Source organism: Streptomyces sp. NPDC047886 (assembly GCF_043204435.1).
GTDB lineage: Bacteria > Actinomycetota > Actinomycetes > Streptomycetales > Streptomycetaceae > Streptomyces.
Genome location: NZ_JBIDCF010000005.1, coordinates 26,756 through 46,718, shown reverse-complemented (window position 1 = coordinate 46,718; position 19,963 = coordinate 26,756). Strand labels below are relative to the sequence as shown.

The 19,963-nt window shown below is 74.9% G+C and carries 21 protein-coding genes; 13 read left to right on the top strand and 8 right to left on the bottom strand.

Annotated elements, in window-relative coordinates; genetic code table 11:
- Nucleotides 1-22: 22 nt before the first annotated feature.
- Together ACGF5U_RS18245 and ACGF5U_RS18240 are read left to right on the top strand one after the other, a co-directional pair.
- Nucleotides 23-1,276, top strand: coding sequence for an aminotransferase class I/II-fold pyridoxal phosphate-dependent enzyme (locus tag ACGF5U_RS18245; protein WP_392715748.1), 1,254 nt, complete (start codon nucleotides 23-25; stop codon nucleotides 1,274-1,276).
- Nucleotides 1,277-1,288: 12 nt separating this feature from the next.
- Nucleotides 1,289-2,347, top strand: a complete 1,059-nt coding sequence (locus tag ACGF5U_RS18240) for an MBL fold metallo-hydrolase (protein WP_392715750.1) — start codon at nucleotides 1,289-1,291, stop codon at nucleotides 2,345-2,347.
- A 127-nt stretch (nucleotides 2,348-2,474) separates the two neighbouring features.
- Here ACGF5U_RS18240 and ACGF5U_RS18235 read toward each other — a convergent pair whose 3' ends face one another.
- Together ACGF5U_RS18235 and ACGF5U_RS18230 are read right to left on the bottom strand one after the other, a co-directional pair.
- The gene (locus ACGF5U_RS18235) at nucleotides 2,475-3,110 is read right to left on the bottom strand and encodes a DedA family protein (RefSeq protein ID WP_392715752.1); all 636 of its coding nucleotides are present in this window, start codon (nucleotides 3,108-3,110) and stop codon (nucleotides 2,475-2,477) included.
- Nucleotides 3,107-3,880, bottom strand: coding sequence for an MBL fold metallo-hydrolase (locus ACGF5U_RS18230; protein WP_392715754.1), 774 nt, complete (start codon nucleotides 3,878-3,880; stop codon nucleotides 3,107-3,109). Before ACGF5U_RS18230 ends, ACGF5U_RS18235 begins: the two co-directional genes overlap by 4 nt.
- Nucleotides 3,881-3,962: 82 nt before the next feature.
- Here ACGF5U_RS18230 and ACGF5U_RS18225 point away from each other — a divergent pair, with 82 nt between their 5' ends.
- From ACGF5U_RS18225 to ACGF5U_RS18205, 5 genes are all read left to right on the top strand, one after another.
- Nucleotides 3,963-4,367, top strand: coding sequence for a hypothetical protein (locus ACGF5U_RS18225; protein ID WP_392715756.1), 405 nt, complete (start codon nucleotides 3,963-3,965; stop codon nucleotides 4,365-4,367).
- 159 nt (nucleotides 4,368-4,526) lie between these two features.
- Entirely contained in the window at nucleotides 4,527-6,566 is a 2,040-nt protein-coding gene (locus ACGF5U_RS18220; protein ID WP_392715843.1) for an alkaline phosphatase family protein, read from the top strand.
- A gap of 192 nt (nucleotides 6,567-6,758) precedes the next feature.
- Nucleotides 6,759-7,883: a DNA alkylation repair protein gene (locus ACGF5U_RS18215; RefSeq protein WP_392715758.1), complete on the top strand. Its 1,125-nt coding sequence runs from the start codon at nucleotides 6,759-6,761 to the stop codon at nucleotides 7,881-7,883.
- Nucleotides 7,884-7,959: 76 nt separating this feature from the next.
- Nucleotides 7,960-8,361, top strand: coding sequence for a hypothetical protein (locus ACGF5U_RS18210; protein WP_392715760.1), 402 nt, complete (start codon nucleotides 7,960-7,962; stop codon nucleotides 8,359-8,361).
- A 50-nt stretch (nucleotides 8,362-8,411) separates the two neighbouring features.
- Entirely contained in the window at nucleotides 8,412-8,579 is a 168-nt protein-coding gene (locus ACGF5U_RS18205; protein ID WP_392715762.1) for a hypothetical protein, read from the top strand.
- A gap of 62 nt (nucleotides 8,580-8,641) precedes the next feature.
- Here ACGF5U_RS18205 and ACGF5U_RS18200 read toward each other — a convergent pair whose 3' ends face one another.
- The 3 genes from ACGF5U_RS18200 to tdh are packed head-to-tail and all read right to left on the bottom strand — an operon-like array spanning nucleotide 8,642 to nucleotide 11,864.
- Nucleotides 8,642-9,577, bottom strand: a complete 936-nt coding sequence (locus ACGF5U_RS18200; protein WP_392715764.1) for a LysR family transcriptional regulator — start codon at nucleotides 9,575-9,577, stop codon at nucleotides 8,642-8,644.
- Nucleotides 9,578-9,617: 40 nt separating this feature from the next.
- On the bottom strand, nucleotides 9,618-10,811 hold the full coding sequence (locus tag ACGF5U_RS18195; RefSeq protein ID WP_392715766.1) for a glycine C-acetyltransferase: 1,194 nt from the start codon (nucleotides 10,809-10,811) through the stop codon (nucleotides 9,618-9,620).
- 24 nt (nucleotides 10,812-10,835) lie between these two features.
- Nucleotides 10,836-11,864 carry an L-threonine 3-dehydrogenase gene (tdh, locus tag ACGF5U_RS18190; protein ID WP_392715768.1) on the bottom strand — a complete coding sequence of 343 codons (1,029 nt, stop codon included), beginning with the start codon at nucleotides 11,862-11,864 and terminating at the stop codon, nucleotides 10,836-10,838.
- 298 nt (nucleotides 11,865-12,162) lie between these two features.
- Between tdh and ACGF5U_RS18185 the strand changes: the two genes are divergently transcribed.
- The gene (locus tag ACGF5U_RS18185) at nucleotides 12,163-12,579 is read left to right on the top strand and encodes a hypothetical protein (RefSeq protein ID WP_392715770.1); all 417 of its coding nucleotides are present in this window, start codon (nucleotides 12,163-12,165) and stop codon (nucleotides 12,577-12,579) included.
- Nucleotides 12,580-12,610: 31 nt separating this feature from the next.
- Here ACGF5U_RS18185 and ACGF5U_RS18180 read toward each other — a convergent pair whose 3' ends face one another.
- On the bottom strand, nucleotides 12,611-13,423 hold the full coding sequence (locus ACGF5U_RS18180) for a helix-turn-helix domain-containing protein (protein ID WP_392715772.1): 813 nt from the start codon (nucleotides 13,421-13,423) through the stop codon (nucleotides 12,611-12,613).
- Nucleotides 13,424-13,530: 107 nt separating this feature from the next.
- Here ACGF5U_RS18180 and ACGF5U_RS18175 point away from each other — a divergent pair, with 107 nt between their 5' ends.
- Nucleotides 13,531-13,836 carry a 4a-hydroxytetrahydrobiopterin dehydratase gene (locus ACGF5U_RS18175; protein WP_392715774.1) on the top strand — a complete coding sequence of 102 codons (306 nt, stop codon included), beginning with the start codon at nucleotides 13,531-13,533 and terminating at the stop codon, nucleotides 13,834-13,836.
- A gap of 13 nt (nucleotides 13,837-13,849) precedes the next feature.
- Here the strand turns inward: ACGF5U_RS18175 and ACGF5U_RS18170 are convergent, their stop codons facing one another.
- On the bottom strand, nucleotides 13,850-14,749 hold the full coding sequence (locus ACGF5U_RS18170) for an NAD(P)H-binding protein (RefSeq protein ID WP_392715776.1): 900 nt from the start codon (nucleotides 14,747-14,749) through the stop codon (nucleotides 13,850-13,852).
- A 116-nt stretch (nucleotides 14,750-14,865) separates the two neighbouring features.
- Between ACGF5U_RS18170 and ACGF5U_RS18165 the strand changes: the two genes are divergently transcribed.
- Genes ACGF5U_RS18165 through ACGF5U_RS18150 form a run of 4 tightly spaced genes read left to right on the top strand, consistent with a single transcriptional unit; the run spans nucleotide 14,866 to nucleotide 18,950 of the window.
- On the top strand, nucleotides 14,866-15,828 hold the full coding sequence (locus ACGF5U_RS18165) for an AraC family transcriptional regulator (protein WP_392715778.1): 963 nt from the start codon (nucleotides 14,866-14,868) through the stop codon (nucleotides 15,826-15,828).
- A gap of 27 nt (nucleotides 15,829-15,855) precedes the next feature.
- Nucleotides 15,856-16,827, top strand: coding sequence for a class I SAM-dependent methyltransferase (locus ACGF5U_RS18160; protein ID WP_392715780.1), 972 nt, complete (start codon nucleotides 15,856-15,858; stop codon nucleotides 16,825-16,827).
- A gap of 54 nt (nucleotides 16,828-16,881) precedes the next feature.
- Nucleotides 16,882-18,162, top strand: coding sequence for a VWA domain-containing protein (locus ACGF5U_RS18155; protein WP_392715782.1), 1,281 nt, complete (start codon nucleotides 16,882-16,884; stop codon nucleotides 18,160-18,162).
- Nucleotides 18,162-18,950, top strand: coding sequence for a hypothetical protein (locus ACGF5U_RS18150; protein ID WP_392715784.1), 789 nt, complete (start codon nucleotides 18,162-18,164; stop codon nucleotides 18,948-18,950). The genes ACGF5U_RS18155 and ACGF5U_RS18150 overlap by 1 nt, the downstream gene beginning before the upstream one ends.
- Nucleotides 18,951-19,050: 100 nt before the next feature.
- On the opposite strand, the gene ACGF5U_RS18145 is transcribed toward ACGF5U_RS18150, so the two are convergent.
- The gene (locus tag ACGF5U_RS18145) at nucleotides 19,051-19,881 is read right to left on the bottom strand and encodes an aldo/keto reductase (RefSeq protein ID WP_392715786.1); all 831 of its coding nucleotides are present in this window, start codon (nucleotides 19,879-19,881) and stop codon (nucleotides 19,051-19,053) included.
- Between the last annotated feature and the right edge of the window lie 82 nt (nucleotides 19,882-19,963).

The following is a 19,963-nucleotide window of genomic DNA, read 5'->3' as shown; positions in this document are numbered from 1 at the left end:
GAGCGACGGCGGAGGTGGTGGCATGCGGGAGTCCACGGCGCGGGACGGCGTCGCCGACCCGACCGGCGGCGTCCACCCCGGCCACGGCCAGGTCCGTCACGCGCCGCCCGCCCCCGACACCGGCCTGCCCGTCGTCCCCGAACTGGCCACCGTCCTCGCGTCGGCCGCCGGACGCACCGAACCCGAACCGCCCGGCGGCGGCCCCGTCCTCCGGGAGGCCGCCTGCGGCTACTGGTCGCGGCGCGGCCTGAGGTGCCACCCGGAGAACCTGGCCGCCGCGCCCGGCCCGGGGCCCCTGCTCGCCGCTCTCGTCGCCGCGCACGGCGGCGACGTCCTGATGCCCCGCCCCTGCCCCGCCGCGTGGAGCCCGCAGGCCCGGCTGCTCGGCCGGCCCGCCTACCACGTGCCCACCCCCGCCGAATGCGGCGGCGTGCCCGACCCGTACGCGCTGCTGGAGACCGTACGACGGGTACGCGGCGAAGGCGGCCACCCCGCCCTCCTGCTGCTCTCCGTCGCCGACGACCCGACCGGGACCGTCGCCCCGCCCGAACTCGTCCGCGAGGCGTGCGAGGCCGCCGTCGCCGAGGGCATGCACATCATCAGCGACGAGACATGGCGCGACACCCTCCACGATCCGCACGACACGGTGATCGTCAGCCCCGCCGAGATGTGCCCCGACGACGTCACCGTCCTGTGCGACCTCGCCGGGGCACTCACCCCGTCATCCTGGCCCGCCGCCATCGCCCGCTTCCCGCAGTCGGGGCCGCTCGCCGCCCGCCGCGCCCGCACCCTCGACATCCTCACCGCCCTCGGGGCCGTACTCCCCGCCCCGGTCGCCGAGGCCACCGCCCTGGCCCTCGACGAACCGGGACCCGTCACCGCCCGCGCCGCGGGCGCTGCCGCCCTGCACGCGCGCGTGGCGGCCGCCGCGCACCACGCCGTCATCGACGCCGGCGCCCTCGCGCTGCCGCCCCAGGCGGGCCGCCACTTCTACGCCGACCTGGGGCCGCTGCGCGCCCACCTCGCCCGGCGGGGCGTCAACGACTCGATGGACCTGGAGGAGTACCTCACCCGACGCCTGGGGACGCCCGCGCCCGGCGGGCACCGGTTCGGCGACGAACTCGGCGCCCTGCGGGTACGGCTCGCCACCGGACCCCTCCTCGGCACCACTCCGGACGAGCGTCTGGAGTCCCTGGCGGCGGCCCGCCCCCTCGGCCTGCCCCACGTGGCACAGGCGCTGGACGCCTTCGGCACCGCCTTCCGCGAACTACGGTGAAGGAGCCCGCAGATGACGGAACAGACGGCACCGCGGACATCCGCCGACCCGGCCCCGCAGACCGGCGCGGACGCGCCCGGGGCCGACCGGCGGCCGAGACCGGACGCCCTCCGCCCGTTCGGCGAACCGCGCACCTGGCCCCGCTCCTTCGCCGACCGGCTCACCGCGCCCCTGCCCGGCGTACGAGCCCTCGCGCGGCTCGCCCGCGAGGGCGCCGTACGCCCCCCGGCCGAGGGCCTCCACGACATTCCCCGGCTGCCGTTCGCGCCCGGCCCGCTGCCCGAGCCCGCCACCGGCACCATCGCCGTCACCTGGGCCGGGCACGCCAGCTGGATCCTGCGCGTCGGCGGGCTCACCGTCCTCACCGACCCCGTCTGGTCCCGCCGTATCCTCGGCACGCCCGCCCGCATCACCCCGGTCGGCGTCCGCTGGGAGGACCTCCCGCCCATCGACGCCGTCGTCATCAGCCACAACCACTACGACCACCTCGACGCGCCGACCCTCGCCCGGCTGCCCCGCTCCACCCCCATGCTCGTGCCCGCCGGACTCGGCCCGTGGTTCCGGCGCCGCCGTTTCACCCGCGTCACCGAGCTCGACTGGTGGGAGGCCACCGAACTCGGCGGCGTCCGCTTCGACTTCGTCCCCTCGCACCACTGGTCCAAGCGCACCCTGACCGACACGTGCCGGTCCCTGTGGGGCGGCTGGATCATCGGCGACGACCAGGGGAACAGCGTCTACTTCGCCGGGGACACCGGCTACGGGCACTGGTTCGGGGAGATCGGCCGCCGCCATCCCGGGATCGACCTCGCGCTCCTCCCCATCGGCGCGTACGCCCCCCGCTGGTGGCTGCGCGACGTCCACACCGACCCCGAGGAGGCCGTCCGCGCCTTCCAGGACCTGGGCGCCCGTCTCATGGCCCCCATGCACTGGGCGACGTTCATCCTGTCCGCCGAACCGGTCCTGGAACCCCGCGTCCGCCTGCTGAAGGCATGGGAGGTCATGGGCCTGCCCAGAGACCGCCTGTGGGACCTGGCGGTCGGAGAGTCCCGCGTACTGGACCCCACCGCCTGACGCTCGTCCGCCCCCCCGCGACCCCCGCACCCGCCGCCCCGCACCCGCCGCCCGCGTGCCCTCACCGCGCCCCGCCCCCGCCGCGCCCGTGCCCTCACCGCGCCCCGCACCCGCCGCCCCCGTGCCCTCACGCGCCCCGCAGCCGCCGCCAGACGCGCGGCACCGCGCCGATCAGCAGCGTCAGCGCCACCGCCGCCGCCACGCCCTGCCACGGCTGCGGGAACAGCGAACCGCCCAGGATCCCGATCGCCTGGTACGTCGCCGCCCACGCCAGACACGCCGGGACGTCACCGCGCACGAAACGGCCCAGCGGTATCGCCGACAGCAGGCACGCCAGCATCACCGGGACGCGGCCGGCCGGGACCAGCCGGGACAGGACCAGCACCGACACCCGGTGCGTCCGCAGTCGCGCCTGCGCCCACTCCAGCCGGTCGGGCGCCGCCCTGGCGCGCAGCGCCGCCAGCCACCGCGAGCCGTTCCTCGAACGGACCCCGCGCTGCCCCAGCCAGTACAGCGCCACGTCCCCGGCCAGCGCCGCGCCCGCCGCCAGCAGGAACACCACCAGCAGCGCGAACGGCGCCGTCTGATGGAACGCCACGACCGCCGCCGAGCTCACGATCGCCCCGGTCGGCACGACCGGCACCAGCGCGCCCAGCGCCACCAGCAGGAACAGCGCCGGATAGCCGACCGCGCGCTGCGTCTCCTCGGGGGGCAACCGGCCCACGGTGTCCACGACCGCCTCCGCCAGCGGCTGCGCGATCACGGGGACGTCCCGGGCCGCGCGGTCTCGCCGTGCCCCAGCAGACGCACGTCGACCTCCGGCGCGGACCGCGCCGCCAGCCGTACGAACTCGTCGCCCGGCGCGTGGAACTCATGGGGCCGCACCGCGTCCAACCCGATCGGCCAGTACGTGCCGTAGTGCACGGGCACCGCCGCACGCGGCGCCAGCGCGGCCAGCGCCCGCGCCGCACGACCCGCGTCCAGGTGACCGCGGCCCAGGTACGGGCCCCAGCCGCCCACCGGGAGCAGCGCCACGTCCACCTCGCCCACGGCCTCGGCCATCCCGTCGAACAGCCCGGTGTCCCCGGCGAAGTACGTCCGTGCCGTGCCGTGCACGACATAGCCGAGGGCGGGCGCCACGCGCGGCCCCACCGGCAGCCGCCGCCCGTCGTGCGCGGCCGGCACCGCCCGCACCGTCAGGTCCGCCACCTTCACCTCGTCGCCGACCGCGACCTCGGTGATCCGCAGCCCGCTCAGCCTCCGCAGCCTCGGCACGGCGCGGACCGCACCCCGTGGCACGACCAGCAGGGTGCCGGGCGCGAGCCGGGCCAGCGAGGGCAGATGGAGATGGTCGGAGTGCAGGTGCGAGATCAGCACGACGTCCGCGCGCGCCGCGTCGGCCGGCGGCAGCGCGCCGCGCCGCCGCCGCAGGTGGGCGAGGTGCCGCACGAACAGCGGGTCGGTGAGCACCCGCACCCCGGAGTCCTCGATCGTGCAGGTGGCATGACCCCACCAGGTGACCTCCACCGGCACGCCGCCTCCTCGCTCCAGGTCGCTCCCTCCGAGCGTAGAGCGGCGCCTCCTCGGACGGGGCCGATCGGAGTAGGGTCGCCGCATGGACGAGGTACGCGTGGCGGCGATCGCCAGCCTGACGCCACTCGAGGAACTCGACAGCGACCCCTTCCTGGTCGATACGCGCAGCCAGCACGCCATGTGCGAGCGGTGGGCGGCCGGCAAGGGCTATGTCGTCAGCCGCCAGCTGCTGTTCTACGGGCTGCGGCCGGACCACCGCATGCTGTGGGCGGACGTCGATTCGGGGGCCGTGGACCTCTTCGTCGTGCCCAACGAACGCGTCCTGGCACGGGCCCTGACATCGGCCGGGGACTTCTCCGCCGAGTGCGAGCGCCGGGGCGTGCGGCTGGAGACCGCCGGCCTGGACGAGCCGGCGTACGACGCGGCGATGAAGGCGCACGTGCACCGCCGGATGTCGATGCCGACCGCCGGCTACGACGGCTGCTGATCGCCCGCGCACCCCCCCGGTGTGCCACGCTGGACCTCCGGGACGAAACGGGCGGTCGGCAGCGGGTGAGAGGCGGACGGCGTGGTCGGACGGCGATGGCGCACCGCCGGTGGCGCCCTGGTGCGGGTGATCGCGGTCTGGGCCGTGTCGACCCTGACGATGCTCGCCCTGGCCGGGTTGCTCCCCGACTTCCAGCTCCAGTCCGACGACGGCGACAGCATCACCCGTACCGCCGTCACCGCCGCCTGGGGTGCCGGGGCGTTCGGCCTGCTCAGCGCCCTCGTCTGGCCGCTCGTCGTCAGGGCCCTGCTGCTGGTGCCGGCGCTCGTCCTCGGCCTGCTGGTGTTCTTCCTCAACGGCTCCCTGCTGCTCGTCGCCCTCTGGCTGATCCCCGACGGGCGCGGCGAGGCCGACCCGGACAGCGCGGTGGTGGTCGCGGCCGTCATGTCGGCCGTGGCGTCCGCCATGTCCACCGCCCTAGCCGTGCGCGACGACGACGCCTACCGGCGGCGCCTCTCGCGGCTGGCCGGGCGCCGCCGCCCCCGCGTGGACCTCGGTCCTGCCAGCCCGCCCGGCACCGTCTTCCTCCAGCTCGACGGCGTCGGCCACCAGGTCCTGCGGGACGCGCTCGCCGACGGCGTCATGCCGACCCTGGCCGCCTGGGCCGGGACGACGCACCGCCTCACCCGCTGGCGCACCGACTGGTCCAGCCAGACCGGCGCCAGCCAGCTCGGCATCCTGCACGGCTCCAGCCACGACGTGCCCGCCTTCCGCTGGTACGAGAAGGACACCGGCCGGCTGATGGTCTGCAACCGCCCGGCCGGCGCGGTCGAGCTCGAGCGGCGCGCCGCCGCGCGGGCCGGTCACCCGGGGCTGCTCGCCGGGGACGGCGCCAGCCGCGGCAACCTGTTCGGCGGCGGCGCCGGACAGCTGGCCCTCGTGCTGTCGGTGTCCGCCCGCCGGGGGCGCGGCACCCGCTCGCGCGCCGGGTACTTCGCGTACTTCCGCGACCCCGCCAACGCCGTCCGTACGGCGCTGGCGTTCGTCGCCGAGGTGGGCCGCGAGATCGGCCAGTCCACCGGGGCACGGATCAGGGGCGACACGCCGAGGGTGGGACGCGGCGGGCTGTACCCGTTCGTGCGGGCCTTCGCGACCGTCGTGGAGCGGGACGTGGTGGTGACGGCCGTGATGGGCGACATCCTGGCCGGGCGCACCGCCGTCTACGCCGACCTCGTCGCGTACGACGAGGTGGCCCACCACTCAGGTCCGCACAGCAGGGACGCCGCGAAGGTGCTGGAGCGCCTCGACCGGGCGGTCGCGCTGATCGCCGATGCCGCCGCGCACGCCCCCCGCCCGTACCGGATCGTCCTGCTCTCCGACCACGGCCAGAGCCCCGGCGAGACCTTCGAGAGCGCGTACGGCCTCACCCTCCGGGACCTGGTACGGGTGGGGTGCGGGCTGCCGGTGCCGCGCCGCGCCCGGCACTCGCCGAGCGGCGCCGAGGCCCGTGACGCGCTGCGCGGCGCCCTGCACCGGCCGGTGGAGGAGGCCGGGATCGAGCGGCCCGCGCGCGGCTCGGGGCCGCTCGTGCTGGCCTCCGGCAACCTGGGCCTGATCTCCTTCCCCGACGTGCCGCACCGGATGTCGCGCCAGGAGATCGAGCGCCGCCACCCGGGCCTGCTGCGCACCCTGGCGAACCATCCCGGGATCGGCTTCCTGCTCGTGCGCGACGAGGAGCACGGCTCCGTGGTGCTGGGCGCCGGGGACTTCGAGGCGCCGGTCGACGGGCTCACCGACGCCTCGGGGCCGCTCGCCGTCTTCGGGCCAGGCGCCGCGGACGCGGTACGGCGCGTCGACTCCTTCCCGCACGTCGCCGACATCATGGTCAACTCCATGTACGACCCCGCCACCGGACGGGTGCACGCCTTCGAGGAGCAGATCGGCTCCCACGGCGGAATGGGCGGCGAGCAGTCGCACGCCTTCCTGCTCTCGCCGCGGGACCTGTCACCCCCGACCGGTGACGACGACCGCCGTGAGCTCGTGGGCGCCGAGGCCGTGCACCGGGTGCTGAGGCGCTGGCTGGCCGAAGGCCACGGGCCGCAGGTGCCGCTCGTCCCCCTGAAGGACGCGCGGCCGCCCGCACGGCTGGAGGAGGCGTTCCCGGTCACCGACGGGGCCGGGCCGGACGAACCCGGCTGACGCGGACGGGCGTTCCCCGTACCCCGCCCTGTCCCGCCCGGCACGGCGCCTCGGTGGTACCCGCCGCGCGCGGGGGCCGCCGTTCGCGCGGCCCGCCCCGGCGGGTAGCGTCCACGGAGCGCGGCCCGCCGGTGCCCCGGTGACCCCCGGCCGCCCCGAACCGCACGCCACGACCGACCCGTTGGAGGAGCCGTGCCCACGGCGGACGAACTGCTCGGCACCGACACCGTCGCCGCCCTCGCCGACTGTCTCGCGCGGGCCCTCAACGCCCCCGCCGACGAGACCCGGCGCCGCGCGGCCCTGCTGGCGGGGCTCTCCTTCAGCGGGCGGGTCGCCGCCGTACGGGACGCCGTGCTGGCCGACCTGCCCCCGGCCTACCCGGACTTCGCGCGGGTCCTGCGCACCGCGCTGGAGGACCCGGAGTTCACCGGCTGGATGACCTTCCCGGTCACCGAGGCGGTGGCCGTACGCGGACTCGACGTGTTCGAACCCGCCCTCGCGCTGCTCGCCGAGCTCACGCCCCGCCTCACCGCCGAGACGGCCGTACGGCCCTTCCTCCGCGCCGACCAGGCACGGGCCCTGCGCACCATCACCGACTGGACCGGCCACCCCGACCCGCACGTCCGGCGCCTCGCCTCCGAGGGGACCAGGCCCCGGCTGCCGTGGGCGGTGCGGCTCCCCTCGCTGATCGCCGACCCGGTGCCCGCGCTGCCGCTGCTGGACGCGCTGCACCGCGACGACTCCGACTACGTACGCCGGTCCGTCGCCAACCACCTCAACGACATCAGCCGCGACCACCCGGCCGTCGCCGTCGCCGCCGCCGCCCGCTGGCTCGGCGGCGGCGGCGATCCGACGACCCTCCGTGTCGTCCGGCACGGGCTGCGCACCCTCGTCAAGAACGGCGACGCCGACGCGCTGACCCTCCTCGGCCACTCCCCGGACGTGCCCGTCGACGTGACCGGACCACACGTGACCACCCCCACCGTCCGGGTCGGCGACCACCTGGTCTTCGACTGCGCGGTGACCCACACCGGCGACCGCACCGCCGAGGTCGTCATCGACTACGTCATCCACCACATGAAGGCCAACGGCACCCGCACCCCCAAGGTCTTCAAGCTCACCACCCGCTCCCTCGCCCCCGGCGAGACATGGACGGCCACCCGCCGCCACTCCTTCCGCCCGATCACCACCCGCCGCTACCACCCCGGCACCCACGTCCTCCAGCTCCAGGTCAACGGCATGACCCGGGGCGAGGCGTCCTTCACCCTCACCGACGGCCCGGCCGCCGGACCCGGCGCGGACACCGGGACGGCGTAACCCGCGTACGCCGGGCGGGCGGTTCCCGGCGCGGACGGGCAGACCCGCGGCCCCACCGGGGCACAGGCCAGAACGTATGTCCAGGATGTCCGCGCCCCCGTCCCGCGTCACCGGGTCCGCAGCCCACGGCCGCGCCCGGCTGCGCGCCGTCGTGCTCGCGGCGCTCCTGGTGCTCGCCGCGCTCCTGGGAACCACATCCGGGGCCGTCGCCGCGACGGGCGCCGAGCCACGGCCCGCCGCCTCGCCCGCGCCCGACCCGGCCGGTGAGGGCCCGCACGAGCCGACCGAGGCCGAGGCCGCCGCCGCGGCCAACCGGGCGGAGCGCCGGCACCCGCGCAGGCCTCCGCGGCACGCCCGACCGGGCGTCCCGCCGTCCGCGCGGCGTTCCGGCCCCGCCCCCCGCGCCGCACTCGGCACGCAGGCGGCGGGCACGCACCCCACCGTCCGTGCCCTGCGATGCGTGGTGCTGCGCCGCTGACGGGCCCCGCCCTCCGGCCGCGTTCACCCCCCACCGCAAGGAGCACAGCCATGCCCGTCGACCCCTTCGCCGCACTGACCGCCCTCGTCAGGGCCGAGGCCGCCAGGACCCGCCCGGCCACCGACCCCGGCGCCGCACCGGACACCCCCGACCAGGCACCGTCCGCCGACGCCCCCGACACCGACCGGCGTACCGAGGACGGCACCCCCGGCCGCTGACACCGCCCGGATCCCGCGCCCGGCGGGCGGCACCTCAGGCCGAAGCCGTCCCGCGAGGCGTATCAGCCCGCGGGCGGCGGCATACCACCCGCCGAGAGGCCGGCCGCGGACTCCGCCAGCGCGTCCAGCAGCGGACGGATCAGCGGATGGTCCTCGGCGCCCCGGCGGACCGCCGCGAACACCCGGCGGAACGGGGCCGGCCCCGCGACCGGGCGGACCACGACGTCCTTGAGTTCGATGCCGCGCAGCGCCGAGCGCGGTACGAGAGCCACCCCGACCCCGGCGCCCGCCAGCGCCACCACCGCGCGGAAGTCGTCCGACACGTGCACGAGCCGCGGCTCGAACCCCGCCAGCTCGCAGGCGAGCAGCACCATGTCGTGGCACGGGTTGCCGGGCGACTGCCCGATCCAGTCGCTCTCCGCGAGCGCGGCCAGCGCCACATCGGGCCCCTGCGCCAGCGGATGCCCGGCGTGCAGCACCGCGTCGAACGGCTCCGCGTACAGCGGTACGCGCGCCAGGCGCCGGTCGTTCTCGCGGGGCGCGCCCCGGTACTCCACGGCGACGGCCAGGTCCGCCTCGCCGTCCAGGACCAGCGGCAGCGACTCGTCGCCCTCCGCGTCCCGCACGCGCACCCGGATGCCCGGGTGCCGCTCGGTGAGCCGCCCGATGGCCGGGGCCAGCACCTCGGCGATCCCCGTCGCGAACGCCGCGACCGTCACCTCGCCCGCCGTACCGCCCGCGTACGCCGCGAGCTCGGCCTCCGCCCGTTCGAGCTGCGCCAGCACCTCGTTGGCGCGGTTCAGCAGGATCTCGCCGGCCGGAGTGAGCCGTACGCCCTTGCCGCTGCGGGTCAGCAGGGTGTGCCCGGTCTCCTGTTCCAGCGCGGCGAGCTGCTGGGAGACGGCGGACGGAGTGAGGTACAGCGCGGCGGCCGCGGCGGTCACCGTACGGTGGTCCGCCGCCGCCCGCAGTATGCGCAGCCGGCGGGGGTCGATCACCCTGCCATTGTCACTCAGCCGCGCGTGCCGTCAGGACGCGTCACACGCCCATCGCGGCGCGCGCGTCGACGAACGCCGCCACCGCCCGCTCCACGTCGGCCGTGGAGTGCGCCGCCGACAGCTGGACCCGGATCCGGGCCTGCCCCATGGGCACCACCGGGTACGAGAAGCCGATCACGTACACGCCGCGCTCCAGCAGCAGCTCCGCCATCCGGCCGGCCTTCGCCGCGTCACCGATCATCACGGGCGCGATCGCGTGGTCGCCGGGCAGGATCTCGAAGCCCTCCTCGGCCATCCGCGTGCGGAACAGCTTCGTGTTCGCGTCGAGCCTCTCGCGCAGGTCGCCGGCGGACTCCAGCAGGTCGAGGACCTTCAGGGACGCGGCGGCGATCACCGGGGCGAGGGAGTTCGAGAACAGGTAAGGACGAGAGCGCTGCCGCAGCAGCTCCACGATCTCCGCGCGCGCCGCGACATAGCCGCCGGACGCGCCGCCCAGCGCCTTGCCGAGGGTGCCGGTGACGATGTCCACGCGGTCCATCACCCCGTGCAGCTCCGGCGTGCCGCGGCCGCCCGCGCCGACGAACCCGACGGCGTGCGAGTCGTCCACCATCACCATCGCGTCGTACCGGTCGGCGAGGTCGCAGATCTCCTTCAGCGGCGCCACGTACCCGTCCATCGAGAACACGCCGTCGGTGACGATCAGCTTCCGCCGCGCGCCCGACGCCTCCTTGAGGCGGGCCTCCAGCTCGCCCATGTCCCGGTTGGCGTACCGGTGCCGGGCGGCCTTGGACAGCCGGATCCCGTCGATGATCGAGGCATGGTTGAGGGCGTCGGAGATCACCGCGTCCTCGGGGCCGAGCAGCGTCTCGAAGACACCGCCGTTGGCGTCGAAGCAGGAGGAGTACAGGATCGTGTCCTCCTGCCCGAGGAACGCCGAAAGCCGCCGCTCCAGCTCCTTGTGGACGTCCTGGGTGCCGCAGATGAACCGCACCGACGCCATGCCGTAGCCCCACCGGTCCAGGGCGTCCTTGGCGGCCGCGACGACTTCGGGGTGGTCGGCGAGGCCCAGGTAGTTGTTGGCGCAGAAGTTCAGCACGTCGCCGGGGGCGCCGCCCGCCGTGACCGCGACGGACGCGGACTGCGGGGTGCCGATGACCCGCTCGGGCTTGTAGAGCCCGGCCTCGCGGATCTCGTCGACGGTGGCGCGGAGTTCGTCACGAACGGACGCGAACATGAAGGGTGCTCCTAAGGAGGAAGGTCAGGCTGTCCAGTCGAGGATGATCTTGCCGCTGCGGGCGGTCGCCGCCTCGTCGAAGGCGGCGTCGAAGTCCTTGAACGCGTACTTCCCGGTGATCACCGGGGACAGGTCGAGGCCGCCCTCCAGGAGCACCGTCATCGCGTACCAGGTCTCGAACATCTCGCGGCCGTAGATGCCCTTGATCGTGATCATGGAGGTGACGATCTTCGACCAGTCGACCGGGAACTCCTGGGCCGGCAGGCCCAGCATCGCGATCCGGCCGCCGTGCGTCATGTTCGCCACCATGTCCCGCATGGCCTCGGGGCGGCCTGACATCTCCAGACCGATGTCGAAGCCCTCACGCAGCCCCAGCTGCCGCTGCGCGTCGGCGATGCCGCTCTCCGCGACGTTGACCGCGAGGGTCGCGCCCGCCTTGCGGGCGATCTCCAGCCGGGGCTCGCTCACATCGGTGATCACGACGTTCCGCGCGCCCGCGTGCCGGGCGACCGCCGCCGCCATGATGCCGATCGGGCCGGCGCCCGTGATCAGCACGTCCTCGCCGACGAGCGGGAAGGACAGCGCCGTGTGCACGGCGTTGCCGAACGGGTCGAAGATCGCCGCGACGTCGAGGTCCACCTTCGCGCGGTGCACCCACACATTGGACGCGGGCAGCGCCACGTACTCGGCGAACGCCCCGTTCCGGCCGACACCGAGTCCGATCGTGGCCCGGCACAGGTGGCGGCGCCCCGCCAGGCAGTTGCGGCACTTGCCGCACACCAGATGGCCCTCACCGCTGACCAGGTCGCCGACCGCGACGTCCTGTACGTCGGAGCCGACCGCCGCGACCTCGCCGACGAACTCGTGACCCAGGACCAGCGGTGTGGAGACCGCCTGCTGGGCCCAGCCGTCCCAGGAGCGGATGTGCAGGTCCGTACCGCAGATGCCGGTACGCAGCACCCGGATGAGCACGTCCCCGGGTCCCGTCTCGGGCTCCGGCACGTCCATGAGCCAGAGGCCGGGCTCGGCCTTCTGCTTGACAAGGGCCTTCATCGGGGCGGCTCCAGGCAGGGAAAGTGCAGATGATGGACGTGCACCAATCTGCCGAGGCACGCCCGCCGCGTCCATCGAGCTTTTCTTAAGCGGTCCAACAGCGCAGCTTCACGCGCCCGCCGACCGGGTGACGCCCCGACCGCCGCCTCCGCCTCCGGCCGGCCTCGCGCGTGACCGCACGCGATACCTTCCGCGTCACCTCGCGCATTACCTCGCGGGTAATCGACCCGTTCCGCCGGGACCGGCATCGTGGGCGTCACCGAACAGCCCGTACGACCTCGATGGAGGCCGATCCGCCATGTCCCACGCCCTGCTCGCCGGCATCTCCCGCACCACCGAGCCGCAGACCATGCTGCGCCGCTTCCTCGGCCTCGACGCCGTCGTCACCGGGGGCAACGGGGTGGCGTACGCCCTCGCCTCCGCGCCGCTCGGCCGGCTGCTGGGCGTCGACGCCACGCTGCTGCTGGGCGTCGGGATCTTCCTCGTCGCGTACGCGGCCGGTGTCGGCTACCTCGCCTCCCGGCGGCAGCCGCCCGCGACCGCCGTGAAGCTCGTGGTGGACGCCAACGTGCTCTGGGCCGTGCTCAGCGTCGTCGCGCTGGTCGTCCGGCTCGAGCCGACCACCGCCGGCACCCTGTGGATCCCCCTCCAGGCCGCCACCGTCGCCGGATTCGCCGCGCTCCAGTGGTCCGCCCTGCGCGCCGTGTCCCGCTGACCGCCAGCCGGACAGCCGGACAGCCTGACCGTCAGCCGGACAGCGACCGCAGATACGCGGCCGTCACCGGATCGGCCGGCAGCAGCGTCTCGATGGCCAGCTCGGCGACGGTCACGTCCATGGGCGTGTTGAACGTCGAGATGGACGACACGAACGACAGGATCCGCCCGTCGTGCTCGATCCGCAGCGGCAGCGCGAAGTACGGGTACGACGGTGCCGGCTCGCCCCGGTCGCCCCGGTCGCCGCCCGTCCCCGGCAGGGGATAGGCGGCGACCTCGTCGTACAGGCGGCGCAGCGGCTCCGAGCGGACCAGCGCGATCTGCCGCTCCATCTGGGCCAGCAGGTGCCCGCGCCACTTCCGCAGGTTCCGGATCCTCGGCGCCAGCCCCTCCGGGTGCAGCGTGATCCGCATGGCGTTCAGCGGCGGCGTGAGCAGATGCTCCGGCAGGCCGTCCAGCAGCGCCATGATGCCGCGGTTCGCCGCCACCACCGTGTACGTGCCGTCCACGACGATCGCCGGATAGGGCTCGTAGCCGGTGAGCAACCGGTCGATGCCCTCGCGGAGGGTGCCGAGGGACGGGTCGTCGAGCGACGACTCCGCGTACCGGGGCGCGTAACCGGCGGCGAGCAGCAGCGCGTTGCGCTCACGCACCGGCACGTCCAGGTGCTCGGCGAGCCGCAGCACCATCTCCTCGCTGGGACGGGCCCTGCCCGTCTCGATGAACGAGATGTGGCGGGCCGATGAGCCGGCGCGCAGCGCCAGCTCCAGCTGGCTCAGCCGCCGCTCCTCGCGCCACCCGCGCAGCAGCGGCCCTACTCCGGTGTCCGTCGCGACGATCGCCATACCGCAGACGGTAGCCGAACCCGCCGTGTTGACCACGGGACAGGGCGCCCGGGACCGTAGGGTCGGGAGCGTCGTCACCGGCACCGCACCGGAAGGGAGCACGGGGTATGCCCACGGAACCGCTGTCGCAGAAGGAGATCGAGGACCGGCTGCGCGAACTGCCCGGCTGGTCGCTGGCCGGTGACCGGATCGCCCGCACCTACCGACTCGCCACGCACTTCGCGGCGACCGCGATGGTCGTCCATGTGGCCCGGATCCAGGACGAGTTGAACCACCACTCCGACCTGACGCTGGGCTACGACACGGTCGCCCTGTCGGTGCACACCCACGACGCGGGCGGGGCCGTCACCGACAGGGACTTCGAACTCGCCGCCCGCGTCGACGCGATCGCGCCGGTGCACGGCGCCGCCTGACCGTCCCCCGCCGTCACCTGACGGGCGTGACCGCGTCCTTCGCGAACGCCGCGAAGTCCCGCGGCTCACGCCCCAGCACCCGCTTCACCCCGTCCGTCAGCGACGCGTTGTGGCCGTCCAGCAGCGCCGCGAACAGCTCGGCGACCCACGCGGCCATCGCCTCCGGTATCCCGTACGCGCGCAGCATCCCCGCGTACTCCTCCCGGGTCACCGGCACGTACCGCACCTCACGGCCGGCCGCCCGGCCCAGTTCGGCCGCCACCTCGTCGAACGTCAGCAGCCTCGGGCCCGTCAGCTCGTGCACGAGTCCGGCGTGGCCGTCCTCGGTGAGCGCCGCGACCACCACGTCCGCGACGTCGTCGGCGTCGATGAACGGCTCCGCGGTGGAGCCCGCCGGGAACGGGACCTCGCCGGCGGCGACCCCGTCCGCCATCGCGCCCTCGGTGAAGTTCTGCGCGAAGAAGGCCGCCCTGACGACCGTCACCTCCAGCCCCGGCACGGCGAGCGCCTCCTCGGCCCGTACCGCCTGCGGCTCGCCGCGGCCCGACAGCAGCACCACCCGCCGCACCCCGTGCCGCAGCGCGAGCCGGGCGAACGTGCCCATGGCAGCCACCGCGCCCGGCGCCGCCAGGTCCGGGTAGTACGCCACGTACGCCGCGTCGGCACCGCGCAGCGCGGGCCCCCACGTCTCCGGGGTGTCCCAGTCGAACAGCGTCCCGCCGTCCGTCCCGGAACCGCCGTTCCTCGAGCCCGCCCGCACGGTCACCCTGCGTGCCGCCAGCCGCTCCGCCACCCGGCGGCCGGTCTTGCCGGTCGCCGCCGTCACCAGCACCGGCCCCATACCCGTACCCGTACCCGTACCCGTACCCGTATCCGTGTCCATGTCCGTACCCGTGTGCGTGTTCTCCGTCATGGCTCAAGACTCGGGGCCCGCGCCTCACGCCTCCATGCGCCAGAGGCTCAGCCCCATACGCGTCCGTCCACACCCGTCCGCGTCCGCCCGCCGCGCGCTCGCCTACGCTCGACGGCATGGACGCACTCGCCCAGCTCCTCGACGGACCGAGGGCCAAAGGGGCCTTCCTGCTGCGGATGGTCATGGAACCGCCCTGGTCCGTACGGGTCGAGGACCGGGCGCCGCTCTGCCTGATGTGCGTCGACCGGGGCGAGGCGTGGATCGTCCCCGACGGCGGCGCCGAACCGGTGCTGCTGCGCCCCGGGGACGTGGCCATCGCCCGCGGACCGGAGCCGTACACCGTCGCCGACCACCCCGGCACCCCGCCGCAGGCGCGGATCGGCCCCGGCGGCTCCTGCCACACGGTGCGCGGCGAGCCGCTGGAGGAGACCATGCGGCTCGGCGTACGGACCTGGGGCAACGCCCCGCACGGCCGGGACACCCTGCTCACCGGCACGTACGCCATGGAGGGCGAGGTGAGCCGTCGGCTCCTCGACGCGCTGCCGCCGCTGGTGCACCTGCCGGCCGACGCCTGGACGTGCCCGCTCATGCCCGTACTGGACGAGGAGATCACCCGGGACGAGCCCGGCCAGAGCGTCGTCCTCGACCGGGTCCTCGACCTGCTGCTCATCGCCGCCCTGCGCACCTGGTTCGCCCGCCCGGAGGCCGCGGCGCCCGGCTGGTACCGGGCGCTGGCCGACCCGGTCGTCGGCAGGGCGCTGCGGCTGCTGCAGAACGACCCCGCCCACCCCTGGACGGTCGCGTCGCTCGCCGCGAAGGCGGGGGTTTCGCGGGCCGGACTGGCGCGCCGCTTCACCACGCTCGTCGGGGAGCCTCCGATGACGTACCTGACGGGCTGGCGGCTCGCGCTCGCCGCCGACCTGCTGCGGGACACGGACGCCACCGTCGAGGCGATCGCCCGGCGGGTCGGCTACGCCAACTCCTTCGCGCTGAGCGCCGCGTTCAAACGGGAACGCGGGGTCAGCCCCGGGCGGTACCGGACGGGCGACGTGCCGGAACGGCAACGAATCTCGCCCTGACGGCCACCCGTCTCGCACGCTGACCCCATGACACCTCACCAGCACACCCACACGGCGGGCCACGGACACACCGACCACAGCGGGTCCACGGCTCACACGGGCCACACCGGATCCACCGCTCACACCAGCCACACCGGCCACACCGGCCACGGTGACGTGGACTGGGGCGAGCTGCTCCCGCTGCTCGAACGGGGCGCCGAACTGCAGAGCCCGCTCTACCGGCAGGCGGCCGCCTGGCTCGGCGACCTCGTCCCCTCGGCCGCCGTCCGTCGCGTCCTCGACGTCGGCAGCGGACCCGGCGTGCTGTCCTGCCTGCTCGCCGAGGCGTTCCCGTACGCGGAGGTGGTCGCCGTCGACGGAACGCCGGAGCTCCTGGAACGCGCCGGCCGGCGGGCCGCGTCCCTCGGCCACATCGGCGCCCGCGTCACCCTCCGGCACGCCGAACTGCCGGACGCCCTGGGCGAGCTGGGCGACGCCGACCTGATCTGGGCGGGCGACGCCGTGCACCACCTCGGCGACCAGGGGGCCGCCCTCGCGGCTCTCGCCCGCCTGCTGCGCCCCGGCGGGGTGCTGGCCCTGGTCGAGGGCGGACTGCCGACCCGGTACCTGCCACGGGACATCGGCATCGGCCGGCCGGGCCTGGAGGCGCGGCTCGACGCGGCGTCCGCCGACGCGTTCACCGAGATGCGCGAGGCCCTGCCGGACTTCCGTGCGGAGACCGAGGACTGGCGGGCGATGTTCACGGCGGCCGGCCTGGAGCCGAGCGGCACCCGCTCGTTCCTCCAGGACGTCCCGGCGCCCGTCCCGCACGCCGTGCGGGAGCACGCGATCACCCTCTTCACGCGCCAGCGGGCCCGGTTCGCCGACCGGATCGACGGCGTGGACCTGGCCACTCTCGACCGGCTGCTCGACCCGTCGGCACCGGGAAGCCTGCACCAGCGCCCCGACCTGCACCTGCTCACCGCCCGTACGGTGCACACGGCCCGCCGCGTCGGCTGAGACCGCAGGCAACCGGAGTTGGGGACGACTCCCACCGGTCAATATGATCCGGCGATGATCACAAGAAAGCGACTGGTGGCCGCGGTGTGCGGCCTGCTGGTCACATTGACCGGTGGGCTGTCCCCGGCGACAGCCTCGGCCGACGGTGGGGAACCGGCCGGGAACAAGCAAGCCCCCAAGGTCGAACTGGTGCTGGACGTCAGCGGTTCGATGCGCGCCCGCGACATCGACGGACAGTCCCGGATGTCCGCGGCCAAGCAGGCGTTCAACGAGGTCCTCGACGCCGTCCCCGACGACGTGCTGCTCGGCATCCGCACCCTGGGCGCCGACTACCCCGGCAAGGACCGCAAGGAGGGATGCAAGGACACCCGGCAGCTGTACCCGGTCGGCCCGCTCGACCGCACCGAGGCGAAGACCGCGGTGGCGACGCTGACCCCGACCGGCTGGACACCCATCGGGCCCGCGCTGCTCGGTGCCGCCGAGGACCTGGAGGGCGGCGACGCCACCCGGCGCATCGTCCTCATCACCGACGGCGAGGACACCTGCGCGCCCCTCGACCCGTGCGAGGTGGCCCGCGAGATCGCCGCCAAGGGCATCCACCTCACCATCGACACGCTGGGCCTGGTGCCCGACGACAAGACCCGGGCGCAGCTCGTCTGCATCGCCGAGGCCACGGGCGGTACGTACACCTCCGTGCAGCACACGGACGAGCTGTCGGAACGGGTCAGTCAACTCGTCGACCGCGCGGCCAGGCCCACGCTCACGCCGGTCGCGACCCAGGGCGCCGACGCGTGCGCCAAGGCACCCACCCTGCGGCCCGGCCTCTACACCGACCGTGAGACGTTCGGCGAACACCGCTGGTACCGCGTGGACGTCCTGCCGGGGCAGGAGCTGCGCGCCTCGGTCAGCGTCGCCGCCGACCGCGCCGTCGACCGGGACTACGGAGTCCTGCTGCGCGCCTCCACCCTGTCCGGGCGGGAGATCGTGCGCGGCGAGGCGGCCGGGGACGGCCGTACCGACGTCATCTCGACGGGGCTGCGCTACCCGAAGCCCGACATCGAGGGCGCCGACACGGACAAGCCCGCCGCGGAGGCCGTCTGTCTGCGCGTCAGCAACTCGTTCTCGGCGCCCGCGTCCGTGCAGAAGACCCCCGGTCTGCCCGTCGAGCTGAGCATCGCCGTGGTGGACGGCCCTGACGAGGCGGGCGACGCCGCGTTCCTCGGCCTCGGCCGCGGCTGGTGGCTGCTGGGTGTGCTCGTGCTCGCGGGCTTCGTCGCCGGGCTCCTGTGGGGCTGGCTCTCGCGCTGGCGCGTCACCGTCTGGAGGACCAACTGATGCGTACCGTACGGACTCTGACGACCGCCGCCCTGCTCGCCGGTACGGCGCTGCTCGGCCTCGTCCCGGGCGTCGCCCTGGCCGAGAGCCCCACGCCCACCCCCACGGCGTCGACCGAAGGCGAGCCCGCCGCGCCGACCGAGGCCGGCACGTCGTTCCGCGCCGCCACCCTCGTACGGCCGGGGCAGCGGGCCACGGCGCAGGCGTCGACCGGCGACTACCTCTACTGGCAGTTCCCCGGCGACGCCGGTGAACGCGCGACCGTGCGGGCCACCGTCAAACTGCCGGACACGGCCGCCCGGAAGGCGGGCGCCACCTGGCAGATCGATGTGTACGACGGGCTGCGCCGCCGGCAGGCGTGCCGCTTCGGCAACCAGACGGCGGCCGCCGCGGCGGACTCCGCCCTGGTCGAGCTGACCTGCCATCTGCGGACGGTGCGCGCCTGGGCGGAGCCCTGGTCGGACGACCCGCTGCCCGGCACGTACTACGTGCGCCTCACGGCCGTGAAGGTGGCCGCCACCGACGTGGGTCTGCCGTTCGACGCGACCCTGGACGTCACCGTCGAGGACGCGGGCGGGGCGGCGTCCGTGGACGGCGCCCTCTCCACGCCGCTGGTGCAGGGCTCGTCCGACATGGTGGAACCGGAGGACGGCTGGTCCTCCGGCTGGTGGTCCACCCGCTGGCTGTGGACGGCGGGGGGCGCGGCGCTGGCCGCTGTCGCGGGCATCTGGGGCTACACCCTGACCCGTGGCGCGGGCCGCCCGACGGTCGTTCAGCCCCGGGCCTGATCCCCCGGCGCGTGTGACGTCCCCGCGCGCGGGCGCCCGGCCGGTGTCTCCGGTCGGGCGCCCGTGCGCGTCGTGCGGCGCGGCGGTCGCGTGGCGGTCGTCAGCCGCCGAAGACGGCCGGGTCCGGGCCGAGGCGCCGGCCCTCGTCCAGGGCGCCGAGCGCTGCCAGGTCGTCGGCGTCCAGCTCGAAGCCGAAGACGTCGATGTTCTCCTGGATCCGCGACGGCGTCACCGACTTGGGGATCACCACGTTGCCGAGCTGGAGGTGCCAGCGCAGAACGACCTGCGCGGGGGTGCGGCCGTGCTTCCGGGCGACGGCGACGACCGTCGGGACCTCCAGCAGGCCCCGGCCCTGGCCGAGTGGCGACCACGCCTCGGTCGCGATCCCGTGCCGGGCGTGGAAGGCCCGCGACTCCGCCTGCGCGAGCTGCGGGTGCAGCTCGATCTGGTTGACCGCCGGCACCACGGAGGTCTCACCGGCGAGCCGCTCCAGGTGCGCGGGCAGGAAGTTGGACACGCCGATCGCCCGCGTCCGGCCGTCCGCGAGGATCTTCTCGAACGCCTTGTACGTGTCGACGTACAGGTCCTTGGCCGGCACCGGCCAGTGGATCAGGTAGAGGTCGACGTGGTCGAGGCCCAGCCGTGCCAGCGACGCGTCGAAGGCGCGCAGCGTGGAGTCGTACCCCTGCTCGGTGTTCCAGAGCTTGGTGGTGACGAACAGCTCGTCGCGGGGGATCCCGGAGGCGGCGATGGCCTCGCCGGTGCCCTTCTCGTTCTCGTAGACCGCCGCGGTGTCGATGCTGCGGTACCCGGCATCGAAGGCCGTGCGCACGGCCTTCGCCGCCTCGTCGTCCGGCACCTGCCAGACCCCGAAGCCGAGCTGCGGCATGGTGACGCCGTTGTTGAGGGTGATGGAGGGGACCTTGGTCACGAGCGGTCGATCCTTACGTCGTCGAATCGGTACTCCTGTGCCCAACGATCATCTCGCGGAGCACATTCCCGGCCTGCGCCCT